Here is an 18,149-nt window from a genome sequence, read left to right as displayed (position 1 = left end):
CGCCCGTCGGTCACTTCCGTTCGCCTCGCGGACCGTTTCGCACACCCGTCCGGCTGCGTACGGTCCGCAACCATTCACGATACGTGCCGGAAGCAACCCGCACGGAGTGGATGACGGATTCTCACGCGGCAAACCGGCCGCGAACGTCTACGACTTGGGCCTGAAGGACTTCGTCAGCGTCTTCCAGGTGTCCTTGCGCAGCTCGCTGCCCCAGTTCGCGGCCTTCGCGCTGTACATCAGTCCGTAACCCTGATGCCCGTTCACCACGAAGCCGCGGTCGATGCTGCGGTACTTGGTGCCGCCCTCGGAGTAGGTGAACTCCCAGTCGGCGGTGTTCCAGTTCCGGTAGTCCACCGCCTCTATGCGGATCCGCCGGTACTGGGCGCGGACCATGCTGCGCTCCTGGTTCTTCCAGTCCGCCACCGGATCGCTCTTGGGCGTGCTGGTCCACCCGACGAGCAGCCGCTGCCCCTCGGGCCCGGTGTAGCGGTCGCCGGCGCCGTCGGAGGACTTGAACGACCAGCCCTTGGGCAGTCCGATCGAGTAGCCCTGACCGCTCTTGCGGGTGGTGACCGCCGGCGCCGCGCCGGACGAGCCCTTGTCCCCCGAGTCGTCCGAGCCCTTCGAGCCGGACTTGTCGTCGGAGGCGCTCGCGCTGACGTCGGTCGCCCCGTCCGAGTCCGAACCGGTGCTCGCGGGCGCCGAGTTCGCGCCCCCGGAGCGGGTGCCGCCGCTCTTGCCCTGCGTGCCGCCCGTGCCCTTGTCCTGCTTGGTGGAGGCGCTGCCGCTCGCCGCGGGCGCGGCTCCGCTGCTCCCGCCGTCCTTGTCGTCGCCGTTCAGGGTCAGGGCGAGCACCGTGCCGAGCACCGCGAGGGCGACCAGTACGGCGATGACGATCAGGGTGCGCTTCGGCACCACGTCGGTCAGCGGCGCCCGGGGCACCGGCCGCGGCGGCAGGTCGAGGTCCGGCGGCGGTACCACCGGCCAGCCGGAACTCGGCTTGTTCGCATCGGCGCCCGGTGTGGTGGCGGCGTCCGGGGCGCCGGCCGCCGGCCTGCCCGCGCTCCCGCTGCTCGCGGATCCGGCGGAGCCGGGCTTCGTGCCGGCGGCGGCCGCACCGCCCGCCCCGGCCGCACCGCCGGTGCCGGACCTGGCGGTGCCCGGCTTGGTAGTGCCCGGCTCGGCGGTGTCGGGCTTGGCTGTGTCGCCGCCGGTCTTCGACCGCGCCGCGGCCGCCGCGGTGGCCGCACCCGCGGCCTTGCGGACCGAACGCAGCGCGCCGCGCAGCTTCTCGCCCGCCTCCTCGCCCCGCTTGCCCTCGGACGCGTCGGGCCGGCCCGGCAGCGGAACCACCCGCGTGGCGTCCATCGGCTCCGGCGTGGGCGAGTGGAGCACCACGCTCAGCATGGCCCGGGCCCCGGCGTCGTCGAGCCGCTTGGCCGGGTCCTTGGTGAGCAGGCCGTAGATGACGTCCCGGAGCGGGCCCGCGTTCTTGGGCTCCTCCAGGGGCTCGGTCATCACCGCGGTGAGCGTGGCGATCGCCGAACCCTTGTCGTACGGCGGAATGCCTTCCACCGCCGCGTACAGCAGTCCGCCGAGCGACCACAGGTCGGCCGCCGGCCCGGGCTTGTGGCCGCGGGCGCGCTCGGGGGAGATGTAGGAGGGCGCGCCGACGAGCATGCCGGTGGAGGTGATGGACGGGTCGCCCTCGACCTGCGCGATGCCGAAGTCGGTGAGCACGACCCGGCCGTCCTCGGCGATGAGCACGTTGGACGGCTTCACGTCCCGGTGCAGGATGCCCTCGCGGTGCGCGGAACGCAGCACGTCGAGGATGGCGAGGCCCACCTCGGCGGCCCGCTTCGGCTCCAGCAGGCCGTCCTCGCGGATGACCTCGGCGAGGGACTTGCCCTCCACCAACTCCATGACGATCCAGGGCCGGTCGTCCTCGTCGACCACGTCGAAGACCGTCACCGCGCTGTTGTTGCGGATCCTCGCGATCGCCTTCGCCTCGCGCAGGGTGCGCGTGATCAGGCGCCGCTTCTCGTCCTCGTCGATGTTCGTCGGGAACCGCAGCTCCTTGACGGCGACCGTCCGGCCCAGGGTCTCGTCCTCGGCGCGCCAGACGGTGCCCATGCCGCCCCGGCCCAGCACGTCTCCCAGCCGGTACCGCCCGGCGAGGAGACGCCGCTCGTTCTTGTCCCGACGAGTCTCCTGACGAGATGTTCCCGCCCGCTCCGCCTCCGACATGCGTCCCCTCATACAACCCGCCCTGACAGAGCCTCCATTGTCTCTCACCCGACAAGTGGCCGACGCCCAGGGTGCCTCTGGCCGCGGCCCGCCCCCCACACACCGGGAACCCCCCTGAACCACGCGTTCCGCTTACCGGGATGATGGCCCGCAAGAAGGGAGGAACCGGCATGCCGACACTCAGGTCACTGCTGCCCCTGGCGGTGTCCGGAGCCCTGCTGCTGGCCCCGACGGCACGCCCCGGCACCGGCCGGACCGCGCCTGTGGACACCGTACTGCCACTGCTCGTCTCCGAGGGCGGGGCGCCCGCCGCCGCCCTGCTGACCCGGGACGGGGGCCACGCCCACTACACGGCCGCGGGCCCTGGCATCGCCCGCGCCGACCACTTCCGGGCCGGCAGCGTCACCAAGACCTTCATCGCCACGCTCGTGCTCCAACTGGCCGCCGAGCACCGGCTCTCCCTGTCCGACACCGTGGAGCGGCACCTGCCGGGACTGCTCCGCGGACCCGGCACCGACGGCCGGCACATCACCCTGCGCGCCCTGCTCACCCACACCAGCGGGCTGCCCGACTTCACCGAAGCCACGCACGGCACCGTGCCCCTGACCGCCTCTCAGGCCGTCCGCCTCGCGCTCCTCCTCCCTCCGGCCCACCGGGGCCGCTACTCCTACTCCAGCACCAACTACGTCGTGCTCGGCCTGGTCGTCCGTCAGGTCACCGGTCGCTCCTACGCCACCGAGGCCGAGCGGCGCATCATCGCTCCGCTGGGTCTGACCGGCACCTCCTTCCCGGGATCCCGCACCTCTCTGCCCTCGCCGCACGGCCGCGCCTACGCCGCCGACGGCTCCGACGTCACCCGGCTCGACCCGCGCGTGGCCGGCGCGGCGGGCGAGCTGGTGACCACGCTGGCCGACCTCGACCGCTTCTACGCGGCACTGCTGGGCGGCCGCCTGCTGCCCCCGCGCCGGCTGCGCGAGATGCTCGACACCCGTGCCGCACACGGCGCGTACGGCATGGGCCTGTTTCCGGTGAGACTGCCCTGCGGCACCACGGTGTGGGGACACAACGGCCGGATATCCGGCAGCTACGTGCGCAGCGCGGCCACCGCCGACGGCCGTCGTGTCCTCACCTTCCGGGTGAACACGGACGCGATCGCAGACCCCCGTCTCGAACCGGCCGTGCTCGAAGCCGAGTTCTGCCCTCGCACCTGGTAGAACGAGCCGGTTCCGCACAAAGATCCCGGTTCACGACACTCGTTCGAGTGAACGCCCGGGCCGTCAGGTGAGCGGCACGATGTCCGGCGCGCCCAGGCGTGCCGCGTCCGCCGTGAGGTCGTCCGGCTGGCGCTGGGACTCCCGCTCCGCCTCCACCCGCTTCTCGTAGTGCTCGACCTCGCGCTCGATCTGGTCCTTGTCCCAGCCGAGGACCGGGGCCATCAGCTCGGCCGCCTCACGGGCGCTGCGGGTGCCCCGGTCGAAGGTCTCGATGGAGATGCGGGTGCGGCGGGTGAGCACGTCGTCCAGGTGCCGGGCGCCCTCGTGCGAGGCGGCGTACACCACCTCCGCGCGCAGGTAGTCGTCGGCCGCGTGCAGCGGCTCGCCGAGGGCGGGGTCGGCGGCGATGAGGTCCAGGATCTCCTCGGCCATCGAGCCGTACCGGTTCAGCAGGTGCTCGACCCGGACCACGTGCAGGCCCGTGCGGGCGGCTGTCCGCGCTCGCGCGTTCCACAGCGCCTGGTAGCCCTCCGCGCCCAGCAGCGGAGTCTCCTCCGTGACGCAGTCGGCGACGCGCATGTCGAGGCCGTGCACCGCCTCGTCCACGGCGTCCTTCGCCATGACCCGGTAGGTCGTGTACTTGCCGCCCGCCACGACGACCAGTCCCGGGGCCGGATGGGCGACCGTGTGTTCCCGGGACAGCTTGCTGGTGGCGTCGGACTCGCCGGCCAGCAGCGGCCGCAGACCGGCGTACACCCCCTGCACGTCGTCGCGGCTGAGCGGCACCGCCAGCACCGAGTTCACGTGCTCCAGCAGGTAGTCGATGTCGGCGCTGGACGCGGCCGGGTGCGCCTTGTCCAGGTCCCAGCCGGTGTCCGTGGTACCGATGATCCAGTGCCGGCCCCAGGGAATGACGAACAGGACGGACTTCTCCGTGCGCAGGATGAGGCCCGTGGTGGAGTGGATGCGGTCCTTGGGCACCACCAGGTGGATGCCCTTGGAGGCGCGGACGTGGAACTGACCGCGCTCGCCCACCATGGCCTGGGTGTCGTCGGTCCACACACCGGTGGCGTTGACGACCTGCTTGGCGCGGATCTCGTACTCCCCGCCGCCCTCCACGTCCTGCACCCGGGCGCCGACGACCCGCTCGCCCTCGCGCAGGAACCCGGTCACGCGCGCGCGGTTGGCCACCTTCGCGCCGTAGGACGCCGCCGTGCGCACCAGGGTGGCGACGAACCGGGCGTCGTCCATCTGGGCGTCGTAGTACTGAAGGGCGCCGACGAGGGCGTCCTTGCGCAGGCAGGGCGCGACGCGCAGGGCGTGACGGCGGCTCAGGTGACGGTGCAGGGGCAGGCCCCGGCCGTGGCCGCGGGCCATGGACATCGCGTCGTAGAGCGCGACGCCCGAGCCCGCGTACAGCCGCTCCCAGCCCTTGTGCTGCAGCGGGTACAGGAAGGGCACCGGTTTGACCAGGTGCGGGGCGAGCCGCTCCAGGAGCAGACCGCGCTCCTTGAGGGCCTCGCGGACCAGCGCGAAGTCGAGCATCTCCAGATAGCGCAGACCGCCGTGGACCAGTTTGCTGGACCGGCTGGAGGTGCCGGACGCCCAGTCGCGGGCCTCGACCAGTCCGGTGGACAGGCCGCGGGTGACCGCGTCGAGCGCGGTGCCGGCTCCGACGACTCCACCGCCGACCACCAGTACGTCCAGCTCGCGCTCCGCCATCGCCGCCAGTGCCTCGGCGCGCTGCGCCGGCCCCAGAGTCGCTGTCCTCACCGCTGCCTCCCGCTGTCGCACATCGCTCGCGTCGGCCGCACCCGGTGGGCGAAGCCCGGTTCACCCCCTCCTCATGCCCAAATTCTGACCGGGTTGCCCGACTTCAGCCACCACGCGCTTCCAACCTGTGGACAACTCGCGCACAACCCTCGCAAGACACACGAACACAATCACACATGGTGGTCATATGTGTACCTAGTCTGACATTGCACTCGCTCTGGTTGCCCACAGCGGTTGCGCACCTGTCCCGCTCCGGCTATTGGGAAGGACGGCCCACGCATGCCCGCAGACCTCGCCGTCATCGGACTCGGCCCCTACGGCTTGCCGCTCGCCCAGGCCGCGGTCGCGGCGGGCATCCACACCGTCGGCTACGCCACCGGCCCGGAGGCGGGCTCGCTGAGCCCCGCCGAACTGCGCCGGATGCACTCCGCGGGCTTCCGGCCCGTCACCGACCCGGCCCAGCTCGGCCGGGTGCGCACCGCGGTGATCTGCGCGCCGACCCCCGCGGCGCCGACGGCGGGGTCGACCTCGGCCAGGTCGAGTCCGCCGCCCGCACCCTGGCCGCGCGGCTCCGCCCGCACACCACGGTCATCCTGGAGTCCCCGGTGCTGCCCGGGACGACGGAGAAGTTCCTGCGCCCCCTGCTGGAGGAGGGCTCGGGCCTGCGGGCCGGACGCGACTTCCACCTCGCCTACTCCCCCAGCCGGGTCGACCCCGGCAACCGCGACCACACCCCCGGCAACACCCCCAAGGTCATCGGCGGGCTCACCCCCGCCTGCACCGAGTCGGCGGCCGCCTTCTACGGCCGCCTCACCGACAAGGTCGTCCGCGCGCGCGGGCTGCGCGAGGCGGAGACCGTACAGCTGCTGGAGACCAACTTCCGGCACGTGAACATCGCCCTCGTCAACGAGATGGCCGTGCTCTGCCACGACCTGGGCGTCGACCTGTGGGACGTCGTCCGCTGCGCGGAGACCAAGCCCTTCGGCTTCCAGGCCTTCCGGCCGGGACCGGGCGTCGGCGGCCACGGCGCCCCGCAGGACCTCGCCGGGCACGCCGGCCGCACGCTGCGCATGGTGGAGCTCGCCCAGCAGGTCAACCACCGCATGCCCCGCTACGTCGTCCAGCGCGCCGCCACCCTCCTCAACGAGCACGGCAAGTCCGCCCGCGGGGCCCGCGTCCTGCTGCTCGGCGTCACCTACAAGGCCGACCTCGCCGATCTGCAGGGCACGCCCGCGCGGGAGATCGCGATCCGGCTGATGGAGCTGGGCGCCTCCGTCAGCTACCACGACCCCTACGTGCCCGCGTGGAACGTCCTGGACCGCCCGGTCCCGCGCGCGGACTCCCTGTACGAGGCGGCCGCCGACGCCGACCTGACGATCCTGCTCCAGCCGCACCGCACGTACGACCTCCAGGGCCTGTCGGTGAAGGCCCAGCTGCTGCTGGACACGCGGGGTGCCACCCCCACCGGGGCGGCGCACCGGCTCTAGGGCGGCACTGGCCGAAAACGATCGCGAACGGAAAGCGGTCACGAACGGAAAACAGCCGGGGGCGTTGTCGTCCCCGGCTGTTAGTCTCCGTCGGACTCGCCGCAATCGCGTGCGCATGTCATTCTTTTCCGCCATCCAGTTGTGCACAGCACGGGGGGATTCCTGTCATGAGCCAGTCAGCTCCGCAGCCGCCGCAGTCGGGGCCGGTCGACGGCAACCCGTTCGCGAAGGAGGCGCCGGCGCCCGCCCCCGGAGCGCCGTACCCGCCGCAGCCGGGCGCCTTCGCGCCGCCGGCGCCGGCCGCGCCCAGCCGCAACAACATCGCCCTCGGCCTGGTCGCGGCCGTCGTCGCCGCCGTGGCCACGGCCGCCCTGTACGGCCTCATCATCGGCGGCACCAAGCACGAGATCGGCTGGGCGGCCGTCGGTGTCGGCTTCGTCATCGGTCTCGCGGCCGGCAAGGCGGGCGGCAACAACCCGGTCCTCCCCGTCGTCAGCGCGATCCTCGCGCTGGGCGCGGTCTACATCGGCCAGCTGGTGGGCGTGGCCATGATCGGCGCGGACCAGCTGCACGTGAGCTTCAGCGAGCTGTTCTTCCAGCACTTCGACGTGGTCCAGAAGGTCTGGAAGGAGGACGCCGACCCGCTGACCTTCGTGTTCTTCGCGATCGCCGCGTTCGCCGCGTTCTCCGGCAGCAAGAAGGCCGCCCAGTAGGCGAGCCGCCCGCACGGGAAAGGGCCCGGCCACCGCATCGGTGGCCGGGCCCTTCGCGTCGTACGGAACGGCTACGGATCAGCGCCGGTGCTGGCTGTCCGCCACCGTCACCTCGACCCGCTGGAACTCCTTCAGCTCGCTGTAGCCGGTCGTGGCCATGGCGCGGCGCAGGGCTCCGAAGAAGTTCATGGAGCCGTCCGGGGTGTGGGACGGGCCGGTGAGGACCTCCTCCAGGGTGCCGACCGTGCCGAGGTCGACCTTCTGGCCGCGCGGCAGCTCCTCGTTGACCGCCTCCATGCCCCAGTGGTGGCCCTTGCCGGGCACGTCCGTGGCGCGGGCCAGCGGGGAGCCCATCATCACCGAGTCGGCACCGCAGGCGATCGCCTTGGGCAGGTCGCCGGACCAGCCGACCCCGCCGTCCGCGATCACGTGCACGTACCGGCCGCCGGACTCGTCCATGTAGTCGCGGCGGGCCGCGGCCACGTCGGCGACGGCGGTGGCCATCGGGACCTGGATGCCGAGGACGTTGCGCGTGGTGTGCGCCGCGCCGCCGCCGAAGCCGACCAGGACGCCGGCCGCGCCGGTGCGCATGAGGTGCAGGGCGGCGGTGTACGTGGCACAGCCGCCGACGATCACCGGGACGTCCAGCTCGTAGATGAACTGCTTGAGGTTCAGCGGCTCGTGCGAGGAGGAGACGTGCTCCGCGGAGACCGTCGTACCGCGGATGACGAAGATGTCCACACCCGCGTCCACGACCGCCTTGGAGAACTGGGCGGTGCGCTGCGGGGAGAGCGCGGCCGCGGTGACCACACCGGAGTCGCGCACCTCCTTGATGCGCGCGCCGATCAGCTCTTCCTTGATGGGAGCCGCGTAGATCTCCTGGAGGCGGCGGGTCGCCTGCTCGGCGGGCAGCCCGGCGATCTCGTCGAGCAGCGGCTGCGGGTCCTCGTACCGCGTCCACAGGCCCTCGAGGTTGAGCACGCCGAGGCCGCCCATCTCGCCGATGCGGATCGCGGTGGCCGGGGAGACCACGGAGTCCATGGGGGCGGCCAGGAACGGCAGCTCGAAGCGGTAGGCGTCGATCTGCCAGGCGATCGAGACCTCCTTCGGGTCCCGCGTACGGCGGCTGGGGACGACGGCGATGTCGTCGAAGGCGTACGCCCGGCGGCCGCGCTTGCCGCGCCCGATCTCGATCTCAGTCACGTTGGTGGCCTTTCCCTATGCGTTGCAGCGCCTTCCAGTATCGCCGACGGGCACGGCAGGGGCGGCCCCGGATGCTCCGGAGCCGCCCCTGCGTGGCCTCATACGCGCGCGTACGTCACTTCTTGCTGCTGTAGTTCGGCGCCTCGACCGTCATCTGGATGTCGTGCGGGTGGCTCTCCTTCAGGCCCGCGGACGTGATCCGCACGAAGCGGCCGTTGGCCTGAAGGTCCGGAACGGTGCGGCCGCCGACGTAGAACATCGACTGGCGCAGACCGCCGACCAGCTGGTGGACGACGGAGGCCAGCGGGCCGCGGTAGGGCACCTGGCCCTCGATGCCCTCGGGGATCAGCTGCTCGTCGGAGGCGACACCCTCCTGGAAGTAGCGGTCCTTGGAGAACGACCGGCGGTCGCCGCGGGTCTGCATGGCGGCGAGCGAGCCCATGCCGCGGTACGACTTGAACTGCTTGCCGTTGATGAAGAGCAGCTCGCCAGGGGACTCCTCGCAGCCGGCGAGCAGCGAGCCGAGCATGACCGTGTCGGCGCCCGCGACCAGGGCCTTGGCGATGTCGCCGGAGTACTGCAGACCACCGTCGCCGATCACCGGGACACCCGCGTCCTTGGCGGCGAGCGCGGCCTCGTAGATCGCGGTGACCTGCGGGACGCCGACGCCGGCGACCACGCGGGTGGTGCAGATGGAGCCGGGGCCGACACCGACCTTGATGCCGTCGGCGCCCGCGTCGACCAGGGACTTGGCGCCGTCGCGGGTGGCTACGTTGCCGCCGATGACGTCGACGCCGGAGGAGTTCGACTTGATCTTGGCGATCATGTCGCCGACCAGGCGGGAGTGGCCGTGGGCGGTGTCCACGACGATGAAGTCGACGCCGTTCTCGATGAGCGCCTGGGCGCGCTCGAAGGCGTCACCGGCCACACCGACGGCGGCACCGACCAGGAGGCGGCCGTCCGCGTCCTTGGCGGCGCTCGGGTACTTCTCCGCCTTGACGAAGTCCTTGACGGTGATCAGGCCCTTGAGGACACCGGCGTCGTCGACCAGCGGCAGCTTCTCGATCTTGTGCTTGCGCAGCAGCTCCATGGCCTCGGGGCCGGAGATGCCGACCTTGCCGGTGACCAGCGGCATCGGGGTCATGACCTCGTGCACCCGGCGGCTGCGGTCGCTCTCGAAGGCCATGTCGCGGTTGGTGACGATGCCGAGGAGCTTCTTGTCGCCGTCGGTCACCGGGACGCCGCTGATGCGGAACTTGGCGCACAGCGCGTCGGCCTCGGCGAGCGTGGCCTCCGGATGGATGGTGATCGGGTCGGCCACCATGCCGGACTCGGAGCGCTTCACCAGGTCGACCTGGTTGGCCTGGTCCTCGATGGAGAGGTTGCGGTGCAGGACGCCGACGCCGCCCTGGCGGGCCATCGCGATCGCCATGCGGGACTCGGTCACCTTGTCCATGGCGGCGGACAGGAGCGGGATGTTCACCCGCACGTTCCTGGAGACGTGAGAGGCGGTGTCGATCTCGTCGGGCGCCATGTCCGACGCGCCCGGCAGCAGCAGCACGTCGTCGTAGGTCAGCCCGAGTGTCGCGAATTTTCCGGGCACTCCGTCGACGTTGGCAGTCATGACACCTTCCCCAAATGGCCTTGATCGGTGCGGATGTCCATGCTAACGGGAAGCATCGCCAGCAAATTCCACGGTACGGGGTGACTTCAGGCTTCGTATGTTCGTACGGAAATGACGGCGCGCGCGTTCAGCCGCGAACCGTCGGTGCTCCGCCCAGGGGGGATCACTGCTCGGCGAGCGCCCTGAGGCGGCTCAGCGCCCGGTGCTGGGCGACCCGGACGGCGCCGGGTGACATTCCCAACATCTGCCCGGTCTCCTCCGCGGTCAAGCCCACCGCGATGCGCAGCAGCAGCAGCTCGCGCTGGTTCTCCGGGAGGTTGGCCAGCAGCTTCTTGGCCCATTCCGCGTCGCTGCTGAGCAGGGCGCGCTCCTCGGGGCCGAGGGAGTCGTCGGGGCGCTCGGGCATCTCGTCGGAGGGCACCGCCGTGGAGCCGGGGTGGCGCATCGCGGCCCGCTGCAGGTCGGCGACCTTGTGGGAGGCGATGGCGAAGACGAACGCCTCGAAGGGGCGGCCGGTGTCGCGGTAGCGCGGCAGAGCGAGCAGCACCGCCACACAGACCTCCTGGGCGAGGTCCTCGACGAAGTGGCGCGCGTCGCCGGGCAGCCGGGACAGCCGGGTGCGGCAGTAGCGCAGCGCCAGCGGGTGCACGTGCGCGAGCAGGTCGTGCGTGGCCTGCTCGTCCCCGTCGACGGCACGGTGCACGAGCGGGCCGATCGGCCCACGGGCCGTGCCCGCCTCGTCGTCGCGCATCGGTCCATCGTGCCCTGTGGCCGTCCGGTCCGTCGCATTGTGCTCGTGGTTGTGCACCGAAGCGTTATGAGTAGGTGCGCCGGCACTCATCCCCTGCGCCCTCCCCTTCCGCTCGACCGACTCGTCCCCGAGAGACTCCACACCTCAAGGATGCGGCATCCGCGCCGAAACGAGCAGCGCGCGTCCGGCGGGTCGCCTTGCGCACCGCCCGCGAGTGGCTCCGGCGGGGTTCCGCTCCGGGCGCGGGAACGGCCGGCGCGGAAACGTCCCGCCCGTCGCCGAACGGCCCCGGAACACAGGGTCTTTCCTGGTACGGGGCAAGGCGAGCGGCCACCGCCCGCCCCGGCGGCACGGTGCGGCGGGCAGCGGCGGGCGCGGTTCCGCAGCGGCCGGCCGGCGCGCTCCGGGGTGACGCACACCTCGCCGGGAGCCGGGTCCGGCCGGCCCGGTGCGGGCACGGACGCGTCCCGTGCCTTTCCCGGCGACGGCGGGCTCGACGGCCCGTGAACGGCGGCCGGCGACCCGGTCGCCGGGGCACGCCCGAGCCGCCGGGCAGCCGTGCGTCCGCGGGGGACGCGGCGCACACCGCCCGGACCCCGTCGTGCCGTCCGGCTGCTGCCGGGGAGGCGGCGCCGTTCCCGGCGTCGGGAACGGTGCCCGGTGCGTTCCGGTCCCGCCCGCCCCGCAGGGCTGCGCATGTCCTACCGGACCAGTCCCCAGCGGAAGCCGAGCGCCACCGCGTGGGCCCGGTCCGAGGCGCCGAGCTTCTTGAACAGGCGCCGGGCGTGGGTCTTGACGGTGTCCTCGGAGAGGAACAGCTCGCGGCCGATCTCCGCGTTGGAGCGGCCGTGGCTCATTCCCTCGAGGACCTGGATCTCCCGCGCGGTCAGCGTCGGCGCGGCACCCATCTCGGCCGAGCGGAGCCGGCGCGGGGCCAGTCGCCAGGTCGGGTCGGCGAGCGCCTGCGTCACCGTCGCACGCAACTCCGCGCGTGAGGCGTCCTTGTGCAGGTAGCCGCGGGCGCCGGCGGCGACCGCGAGGGCCACACCGTCGAGGTCCTCCGCGACGGTGAGCATGATGATGCGTGCGCCGGGGTCGGCGGAGAGCAGCCGGCGGACGGTCTCCACCCCGCCCAGGCCGGGCATCCGCACATCCATCAGGATGAGATCGGAGCGGTCGGCGCCCCAGCGGCGGAGGACTTCCTCGCCGTTGGCCGCCGTCGTCACGCGCTCGACACCGGGCACGGTCGCGACCGCGCGGCGGAGCGCCTCTCGGGCAAGCGGGGAGTCGTCGCAGACGAGGACGGAAGTCATGACCGCCCTCCGCAGCTGATGCGCGTCACCTTGAGCCTCCAGGCTGGTACGGAATCGTCACCTGTGCGGTCGACCGTCTCGGACGCCTGCCCGAGCGCTTGTGTTTTCAACCGCCTCCGCACTCTCAACGACGGTCACTCGAAAGAGTTACGGGGCTGCGTGCCGTCTTCGGCACTCTACGTGAGGGCGTCGACACGGTGCAGACATGCCCGACGGACCCTCAACTTTTCATCACAACCTATGCCCCATTCAGCCCTTTTTCTTCCCGTTTCGCAGTGTCCGGGGCTAGATTCGCAATGAGTCATATTTTCATCTCCTTAGACCGGAGATGTACGGTCGTTGGCACCGTATCCGCCCAGAACGGCTACAAGGGGTCACGTAATGGCAGATTTCTCCCGCCTTCCCGGACCGAACGCGGACCTGTGGGACTGGCAGCTGCTCGCTGCCTGCCGCGGGGTGGACAGCTCGCTCTTTTTTCACCCGGAGGGCGAGCGCGGGGCGGCTCGGAGCGCTCGCGAGAACTCGGCCAAGGAGGTCTGCATGAGGTGCCCCGTCCGTGCGGAGTGCGCGGCGCACGCGTTGGCGGTGCGCGAGCCGTACGGAGTGTGGGGCGGCTTGACCGAGGACGAGCGTGAGGAGTTGATGGGGCGGGCACGCAACCGCCTGGTGTCGGCATCGAGCACCAGCGGCGACACCGCCTCGAACCACTGAAGGAACGTTTCAGCACCCACAGACCACCGGGTGCGTCCCATCCCCTCCTGGGCACGCGGGAAGGCGTGCCCTTGACTCTGCGGCCGCCTCTCTTACTGCCGGCCGGCCGCCCGGGCCGCCCGGGCCAGCTGTTCCAGCGTCGCCGCCACGGTCGGCACCTGTGCCAGGTCGGGCAGGGTGAGCGCGACGATCTCCCGGCGTACGGCGGGCTCCAGCCGGACCGCCCGCACCCCCCGAGGCCGCACCGACTCCACCGCGAGCTGCGGCAGTACGGCGACCCCGAGCCCGGCGCCGACCAGGCCGACCACCGCCGGATAGTCGTCGGTGGCGAAGTCGATGCGCGGGGTGAAGCCGGCTCCCTCGCACACCTGCACGAGCTGACCGCGGCAGCGCGGGCAGCCCGCGATCCAGGGCTCCTCGGCCAGTTCACCGATGGCGACGCTCTCCGCGCGCGCGATCCGGTGCCGCTCGGGCACGAGGGCGACCAGCCGGTCCGTCAGCAGGGGCCGTACGACCAGGTCGTCCCAGTCCTCGGCGGTGGCGGCGCCCTCGTAGCGGAAGGCGAGGGCGAGGTCGCAGTCCCCCTCCCGCAGCAGGTCCACGGACTTGGGGGGCTCGGCCTCCTCCAGGGAGACCCGGGTGCCCGGGTGGGCGGCGCGCAGGGCGGCCAGAGCGGTGGGCACCAGGGTGGAGCTGCCGCTCGGGAAGGAGACCAGCCGGACCCGGCCCGCCCGCAGACCCGCGATGGCGGCGACCTCCTCCTCGGCCGCGGTGAGGCCCGCGAGGATGCCGGAGGCGTGCCGGACCAGGGCCTCGCCGGCCTGGGTGAGGCGCATCTCGCGGCCGGTGCGCACGAGCAGCGGTGTGCCGACCGAGGCTTCCAGGGCCTTCATCTGCTGGCTGACGGCGGGCTGGGTGCAGCCCAGTTCGCGCCCCGCCGCCGAGAAGGAACCGGTGGTGGCGACGGCGCGCAGGACACGGAGATGACGGGCCTCGATCACCCTTCGAGCATAAGGGCTGCTTGGGGAGGGCGTCACAAATCCGCTCGACGCTTTGAGGCGGCTCCCGTACCGTTCCCGGCATGCAGCTTCTCTCGGTCAATCTGGGCCGCCCTCAGCCGGTGCCGTACACGGACCAGCCGGACGGCGTGACGGGCATCGACAAGAAGCCGGCCGACGGGCCGGTGCGGGTGGCGGCCCCGGGCCCCAAGGGGACCGGGGCGAGCGGGCTCGCCGGGGACGCCGTGTGCGACCTGCGGCACCACGGCGGGGTCGATCAGGCGGTGTACGCGTTCGCCCGCGAGGACCTCGACGAGTGGGAGCGCGAACTCGGCCGATCGTTGGCCAACGGTTGCTTCGGAGAGAACCTGACGACGGCCGGTCTGGACGTCTCCGGCGCGCTGATCGGCGAGCGGTGGCGGATCGGTTCCGAGGTGGTGCTGGAGGTGACCTCCGGGCGGATCCCGTGCCGGACGTTCCAGGGCCATCTGGGCGAACGCGGGTGGGTCAAGAGGTTCACACGGAAGGGCGCGACGGGTGCCTACCTCCGGGTGATCGAACCGGGCGGGATACGGGCGGGCGATCCGGTCGAGATCGTGCACCGGCCCGGGCACGGGGTGACGGCGGCGATCCAGTTCCGTGCGGTCACCACCGAGCGGGAACTGCTGCCGCGGCTGCTCGACGCGGGCGACGCGCTGCACCCGGAGTCGCTGGCCGCGGCCCGCAAGTACGTCGCCGCGCAGGCCCGCTGAGGGCTTGTCACCGGCCGCGCCGCCGTCGGTGCGGGTCACTACCCTTGGGCCATGACAACGGCTCTGATTACGGGATCGACCGCGGGGATCGGCGCCGCGTTCGCGCGGCGGCTGGCGGCTGACGGGCACGACCTCGTCCTGGTCGCCCGGGACACCAAGCGGCTGCGCGAGCAGGCGACCGAACTGCACGACCGGCACGGCATCGAGGTGGAGGTGCTGAGCGCCGACCTGTCCGAGGACAAGGGCATCGAGACGGTGGCCGACCGGCTCGGCGACCGGAAGAACCCGGTCGACCTGCTGATCAACAACGCCGGCTTCGGCAACAAGGGCCGCTACCTGGACGTGTCCATGGCGGACGAGCTGAAGATGCTCAAGGTGCACTGCGAGGCCGTGCTCCGGCTGACCTCGGCGGCGGCCGCCGCGATGCGGGAGCGCGGGCGGGGCGGGGTCGTCAACGTCGCCTCGGTGGCCGCCTTCGTGCCGCGCGGTACGTACGGCGCGTCCAAGGCGTGGGTCGTGCAGTTCACGCAGGGCGCGGCGAAGGACCTGGCGGGCAGCGGCGTGCGCCTGATGGCGCTGTGCCCGGGCTTCGTGCGCACCGAGTTCCACCAGCGGGCCGGCATGGGCACGGACAACATCCCCGGCTGGATGTGGCTGGACGCCGACAAGCTGGTCGCGGCGGCGCTCGCGGACCTGGCGCGCGGCAAGTCGCTGTCCGTGCCGGACCCGCGGTACAAGGTGCTGATGGGCCTGGTGAAGGTCACCCCGCGCGGGCTGCTGGGCGGGGTCAGCTCCCGGACGGGACGCAAGTACGGGCCCCAGTAGGACGGGTGGCGCCCGCGTTCCGGTGGGAAAATGAGCCTGACGGATCCGGACCCAGGGGGCCGGGAGGCGGCGCCATGACGTTCGTACAGCTCATCGACTGCAGGACCAGCCGGCTCGACGAGATGAACCGGCTGATCGACCAGTGGGTCGAACAGACCAGGGGGAAGCGCACCGCGACGCACGCGGTGATCGGCACGGACCGCTCGGACGCCGCGCACGTCGTCGAGATCGTGGAGTTCCCGTCGTACGACGAGGCGATGCGGAACTCGAAGCTGCCGGAGACCGACCGGATCTTCCGGGAGATGGCCGCCCTGTGCGAGGGGACGCCGACCTTCACCGACCTGGACGTCGTACGCGACGAGCCGCTGGAGGCCGCCGCGGCGCGCCGCTTCTTCGAGACGATCGCCGTGCGGGGACCTCTGCCCCCGCTGAACGGTCTGCTCGCGGAGAACTACCACCACCACGACCCGGGCGAGGAGCAGGACGCACTCGGGCTGGACAACATGCGGCGCGAGATCGAGATGTGGCGCGGCGCCTTCGACTTCACGTTCTCCGTCGAGGACCAGCTCACCCAGGGGGACCGGGTGTGCACCCGGTGGACGTGGAACGGCGTCCAGAGGGGCGAGTTCCTGGGCCTGCCGAACACCGGCCGGGAGGTGTCCATGACGGGGACGACCGTCTTCCGGTTCGACGGCACGGGCAGGATCCGCGAGGGCTGGTGGCAGTACGACCGGCTGGGTCTGATGGAGCAGCTAGGGGCGCTGGACGCGCTGGAGAACTAGCCGCGCACGGGCGAGGGCCCGGCACCCCGAGGGGTGCCGGGCCCTGCTGCTGCCTCGGTGCTGACGTGCGTCAGTGGGCGTGGCCGTGCGAGTGGCCGTGGCCGGCGGCCTCCGGCTCCTCTTCCTTCTTCTCGACGACCAGGGTCTCGGTCGTGAGCAGCAGGGAGGCGATGGAGGCGGCGTTCTCCAGGGCGGAGCGCGTGACCTTCACCGGGTCGATGACGCCGGCCTTGATCAGGTCGCCGTACTCGCCGGTGGCGGCGTTGTAGCCCTGCCCCTTGTCCAGGTCCTTGACCTTGGACACGATGACGTAGCCCTCCTGGCCGGCGTTCTCACCGATCCAGCGCAGCGGCTCGACCACGGCGTTGCGGACCACGGAGACGCCGGTGGCCTCGTCGCCGGTCTTGTCGAGGTTGCCCTCGAGGACCTTGGAGGCGTGGACCAGGGCGGAGCCACCACCGGAGACGATGCCCTCCTCGACCGCGGCGCGGGTCGCGGAGATGGCGTCCTCCAGACGGTGCTTCTTCTCCTTCAGCTCCACCTCGGTGGCGGCGCCGACCTTGATCACGCACACGCCGCCGGCCAGCTTCGCGAGGCGCTCCTGGAGCTTCTCGCGGTCCCAGTCGGAGTCCGTGGACTCGATCTCGGCCTTGATCTGGGCGACGCGGCCCTCGACGTCCGCCTTGTTGCCGGCGCCGTCGACGATCGTGGTGTCGTCCTTGGTGACGGTGACGCGGCGGGCGGAGCCGAGCACGTCGATGCCGACCTGGTCGAGCTTGAGGCCGACCTCCTCGGAGATGACGGTGGCGCCGGTGAGGGTGGCCATGTCCTGGAGCATCGCCTTGCGGCGGTCGCCGAAGCCGGGGGCCTTCACCGCGACGGCGTTGAAGGTGCCGCGGATCTTGTTGACGACCAGGGTCGACAGGGCCTCGCCCTCGACGTCCTCGGCGATGATCAGCAGCGGACGCGAGGAGTTGGCCTGGATGACCTTCTCCAGCAGCGGCAGCAGGTCGGCGATCGCGCCGATCTTGCCCTGCGTGATCAGGATGTAGGGCTCGTCGAGGACGGCCTCCATGCGCTCCTGGTCCGTCACGAAGTACGGCGACAGGTAGCCCTTGTCGAAGGCCATGCCCTCGGTGAAGTCCAGCTCCAGACCGAAGGTGTTGGACTCCTCGACGGTGATGACACCGTCCTTGCCGACCTTGTCCATCGCCTCGGCGATGAGCTCGCCGACCTGCTGGTCCTGGGCGGACAGCGCGGCGACCGCGGCGATGTCGGACTTCTCGTCGATCGGGCGGGCCGTGGCGAGCAGGTCCTCGGAGACGGCGGCGACGGCGGCGTCGATGCCCTTCTTGAGGGCGGCCGGGGAGGCGCCGGCGGCGACGTTGCGCAGACCCTCGCGGACCAGCGCCTGGGCCAGCACGGTGGCGGTGGTGGTGCCGTCACCAGCGATGTCGTTGGTCTTGGTCGCCACCTCCTTCACCAGCTGCGCGCCGAGGTTCTCGTACGGGTCCTCGATCTCGACCTCGCGGGCGATCGTGACACCGTCGTTGGTGATGGTGGGGGCGCCGAACTTCTTGTCGATGACGACGTTGCGGCCCTTGGGGCCGATCGTCACCTTCACCGTGTCGGCCAGCTTGTTGACGCCGCGCTCAAGGGCGCGACGGGCGTCCTCGTCGAACTTCAGGATCTTCGCCATGACAGCGGCAGCCCTCTCGGAAATCTGTGGGTGTAAACGGCGCTGCGCCCCGGGCGC

At 71.7% G+C, this 18,149-nt stretch carries 14 protein-coding genes and 1 pseudogene; 7 read left to right on the top strand and 8 right to left on the bottom strand.

The window, feature by feature from the left end; translation table 11 throughout:
- Positions 1–147 precede the first annotated feature (147 nt).
- Complete coding sequence (locus tag N8I86_RS23120) at positions 148–2,247, bottom strand: protein kinase domain-containing protein (protein ID WP_263278605.1); 2,100 nt, start codon at positions 2,245–2,247, stop codon at positions 148–150.
- Positions 2,248–2,417: 170 nt separating this feature from the next.
- Here N8I86_RS23120 and N8I86_RS23115 point away from each other — a divergent pair, with 170 nt between their 5' ends.
- Entirely contained in the window at positions 2,418–3,461 is a 1,044-nt protein-coding gene (locus N8I86_RS23115) for a serine hydrolase domain-containing protein (RefSeq protein ID WP_263278604.1), read from the top strand.
- A gap of 63 nt (positions 3,462–3,524) precedes the next feature.
- Here the strand turns inward: N8I86_RS23115 and N8I86_RS23110 are convergent, their stop codons facing one another.
- Complete coding sequence (locus N8I86_RS23110) at positions 3,525–5,234, bottom strand: glycerol-3-phosphate dehydrogenase/oxidase (RefSeq protein WP_073888691.1); 1,710 nt, start codon at positions 5,232–5,234, stop codon at positions 3,525–3,527.
- Positions 5,235–5,513: 279 nt separating this feature from the next.
- Here N8I86_RS23110 and N8I86_RS23105 point away from each other — a divergent pair.
- Together N8I86_RS23105 and N8I86_RS23100 are read left to right on the top strand one after the other, a co-directional pair.
- Positions 5,514–6,721 (top strand): annotated as a pseudogene (locus N8I86_RS23105) (nucleotide sugar dehydrogenase).
- Between the two features lie 167 nt (positions 6,722–6,888).
- Positions 6,889–7,434 carry a hypothetical protein gene (locus N8I86_RS23100; RefSeq protein WP_073888687.1) on the top strand — a complete coding sequence of 182 codons (546 nt, stop codon included), beginning with the start codon at positions 6,889–6,891 and terminating at the stop codon, positions 7,432–7,434.
- A gap of 78 nt (positions 7,435–7,512) precedes the next feature.
- Here the strand turns inward: N8I86_RS23100 and N8I86_RS23095 are convergent, their stop codons facing one another.
- The 4 genes from N8I86_RS23095 to N8I86_RS23080 form a co-directional block, all read right to left on the bottom strand.
- A complete protein-coding gene (locus N8I86_RS23095; protein ID WP_073888685.1) occupies positions 7,513–8,637 on the bottom strand; it encodes a GuaB3 family IMP dehydrogenase-related protein in 1,125 nt (374 codons plus the stop codon).
- A gap of 115 nt (positions 8,638–8,752) precedes the next feature.
- Entirely contained in the window at positions 8,753–10,261 is a 1,509-nt protein-coding gene (gene guaB, locus N8I86_RS23090) for an IMP dehydrogenase (protein ID WP_073888683.1), read from the bottom strand.
- A gap of 163 nt (positions 10,262–10,424) precedes the next feature.
- Positions 10,425–11,012 carry a sigma-70 family RNA polymerase sigma factor gene (locus tag N8I86_RS23085; RefSeq protein WP_073888681.1) on the bottom strand — a complete coding sequence of 196 codons (588 nt, stop codon included), beginning with the start codon at positions 11,010–11,012 and terminating at the stop codon, positions 10,425–10,427.
- Positions 11,013–11,713: 701 nt separating this feature from the next.
- Positions 11,714–12,325, bottom strand: coding sequence for a response regulator transcription factor (locus N8I86_RS23080; RefSeq protein WP_003948568.1), 612 nt, complete (start codon positions 12,323–12,325; stop codon positions 11,714–11,716).
- A 381-nt stretch (positions 12,326–12,706) separates the two neighbouring features.
- Between N8I86_RS23080 and N8I86_RS23075 the strand changes: the two genes are divergently transcribed.
- The gene (locus N8I86_RS23075) at positions 12,707–13,036 is read left to right on the top strand and encodes a WhiB family transcriptional regulator (RefSeq protein ID WP_073888679.1); all 330 of its coding nucleotides are present in this window, start codon (positions 12,707–12,709) and stop codon (positions 13,034–13,036) included.
- 92 nt (positions 13,037–13,128) lie between these two features.
- On the opposite strand, the gene N8I86_RS23070 is transcribed toward N8I86_RS23075, so the two are convergent.
- The gene (locus N8I86_RS23070; protein WP_073888677.1) at positions 13,129–14,037 is read right to left on the bottom strand and encodes a LysR family transcriptional regulator; all 909 of its coding nucleotides are present in this window, start codon (positions 14,035–14,037) and stop codon (positions 13,129–13,131) included.
- An 80-nt stretch (positions 14,038–14,117) separates the two neighbouring features.
- Here N8I86_RS23070 and N8I86_RS23065 point away from each other — a divergent pair, with 80 nt between their 5' ends.
- From N8I86_RS23065 to N8I86_RS23055, 3 genes are all read left to right on the top strand, one after another.
- Positions 14,118–14,786, top strand: a complete 669-nt coding sequence (locus N8I86_RS23065) for an MOSC domain-containing protein (RefSeq protein ID WP_073888675.1) — start codon at positions 14,118–14,120, stop codon at positions 14,784–14,786.
- Between the two features lie 51 nt (positions 14,787–14,837).
- A complete protein-coding gene (locus N8I86_RS23060) occupies positions 14,838–15,611 on the top strand; it encodes an SDR family NAD(P)-dependent oxidoreductase (protein ID WP_073888673.1) in 774 nt (257 codons plus the stop codon).
- Positions 15,612–15,685: 74 nt separating this feature from the next.
- Complete coding sequence (locus tag N8I86_RS23055; RefSeq protein WP_073888671.1) at positions 15,686–16,393, top strand: ester cyclase; 708 nt, start codon at positions 15,686–15,688, stop codon at positions 16,391–16,393.
- 70 nt (positions 16,394–16,463) lie between these two features.
- Here the strand turns inward: N8I86_RS23055 and groL are convergent, their stop codons facing one another.
- On the bottom strand, positions 16,464–18,092 hold the full coding sequence (gene groL / locus N8I86_RS23050) for a chaperonin GroEL (protein ID WP_073888669.1): 1,629 nt from the start codon (positions 18,090–18,092) through the stop codon (positions 16,464–16,466).
- Between the last annotated feature and the right edge of the window lie 57 nt (positions 18,093–18,149).

It is taken from the genome of Streptomyces albidicamelliae, assembly GCF_025642175.1.
Lineage (GTDB): Bacteria > Actinomycetota > Actinomycetes > Streptomycetales > Streptomycetaceae > Streptomyces > Streptomyces albidocamelliae.
Note: the sequence above shows the minus strand (reverse complement) of the source record. Positions and strands in the feature narration are given on the sequence as shown.

Excerpts from the sequence above, each read along its gene's own strand:
- N8I86_RS23055 (WP_073888671.1), top strand. The coding sequence starts at position 15,686 with ATGACGTTCGTACAGCTCATCGACTGCAGGACCAGCCGGCTCGACGAG.
- N8I86_RS23065 (WP_073888675.1), top strand. The coding sequence starts at position 14,118 with ATGCAGCTTCTCTCGGTCAATCTGGGCCGCCCTCAGCCGGTGCCGTAC.
- N8I86_RS23115 (WP_263278604.1), top strand. The coding sequence starts at position 2,418 with ATGCCGACACTCAGGTCACTGCTGCCCCTGGCGGTGTCCGGAGCCCTG.
- N8I86_RS23060 (WP_073888673.1), top strand. The coding sequence starts at position 14,838 with ATGACAACGGCTCTGATTACGGGATCGACCGCGGGGATCGGCGCCGCG.
- N8I86_RS23085 (WP_073888681.1), bottom strand. The coding sequence starts at position 11,012 with ATGCGCGACGACGAGGCGGGCACGGCCCGTGGGCCGATCGGCCCGCTC.
- N8I86_RS23120 (WP_263278605.1), bottom strand. The coding sequence starts at position 2,247 with ATGTCGGAGGCGGAGCGGGCGGGAACATCTCGTCAGGAGACTCGTCGG.
- N8I86_RS23075 (WP_073888679.1), top strand. The coding sequence starts at position 12,707 with ATGGCAGATTTCTCCCGCCTTCCCGGACCGAACGCGGACCTGTGGGAC.
- guaB (WP_073888683.1), bottom strand. The coding sequence starts at position 10,261 with ATGACTGCCAACGTCGACGGAGTGCCCGGAAAATTCGCGACACTCGGG.
- N8I86_RS23100 (WP_073888687.1), top strand. The coding sequence starts at position 6,889 with ATGAGCCAGTCAGCTCCGCAGCCGCCGCAGTCGGGGCCGGTCGACGGC.
- groL (WP_073888669.1), bottom strand. The coding sequence starts at position 18,092 with ATGGCGAAGATCCTGAAGTTCGACGAGGACGCCCGTCGCGCCCTTGAG.
- N8I86_RS23080 (WP_003948568.1), bottom strand. The coding sequence starts at position 12,325 with ATGACTTCCGTCCTCGTCTGCGACGACTCCCCGCTTGCCCGAGAGGCG.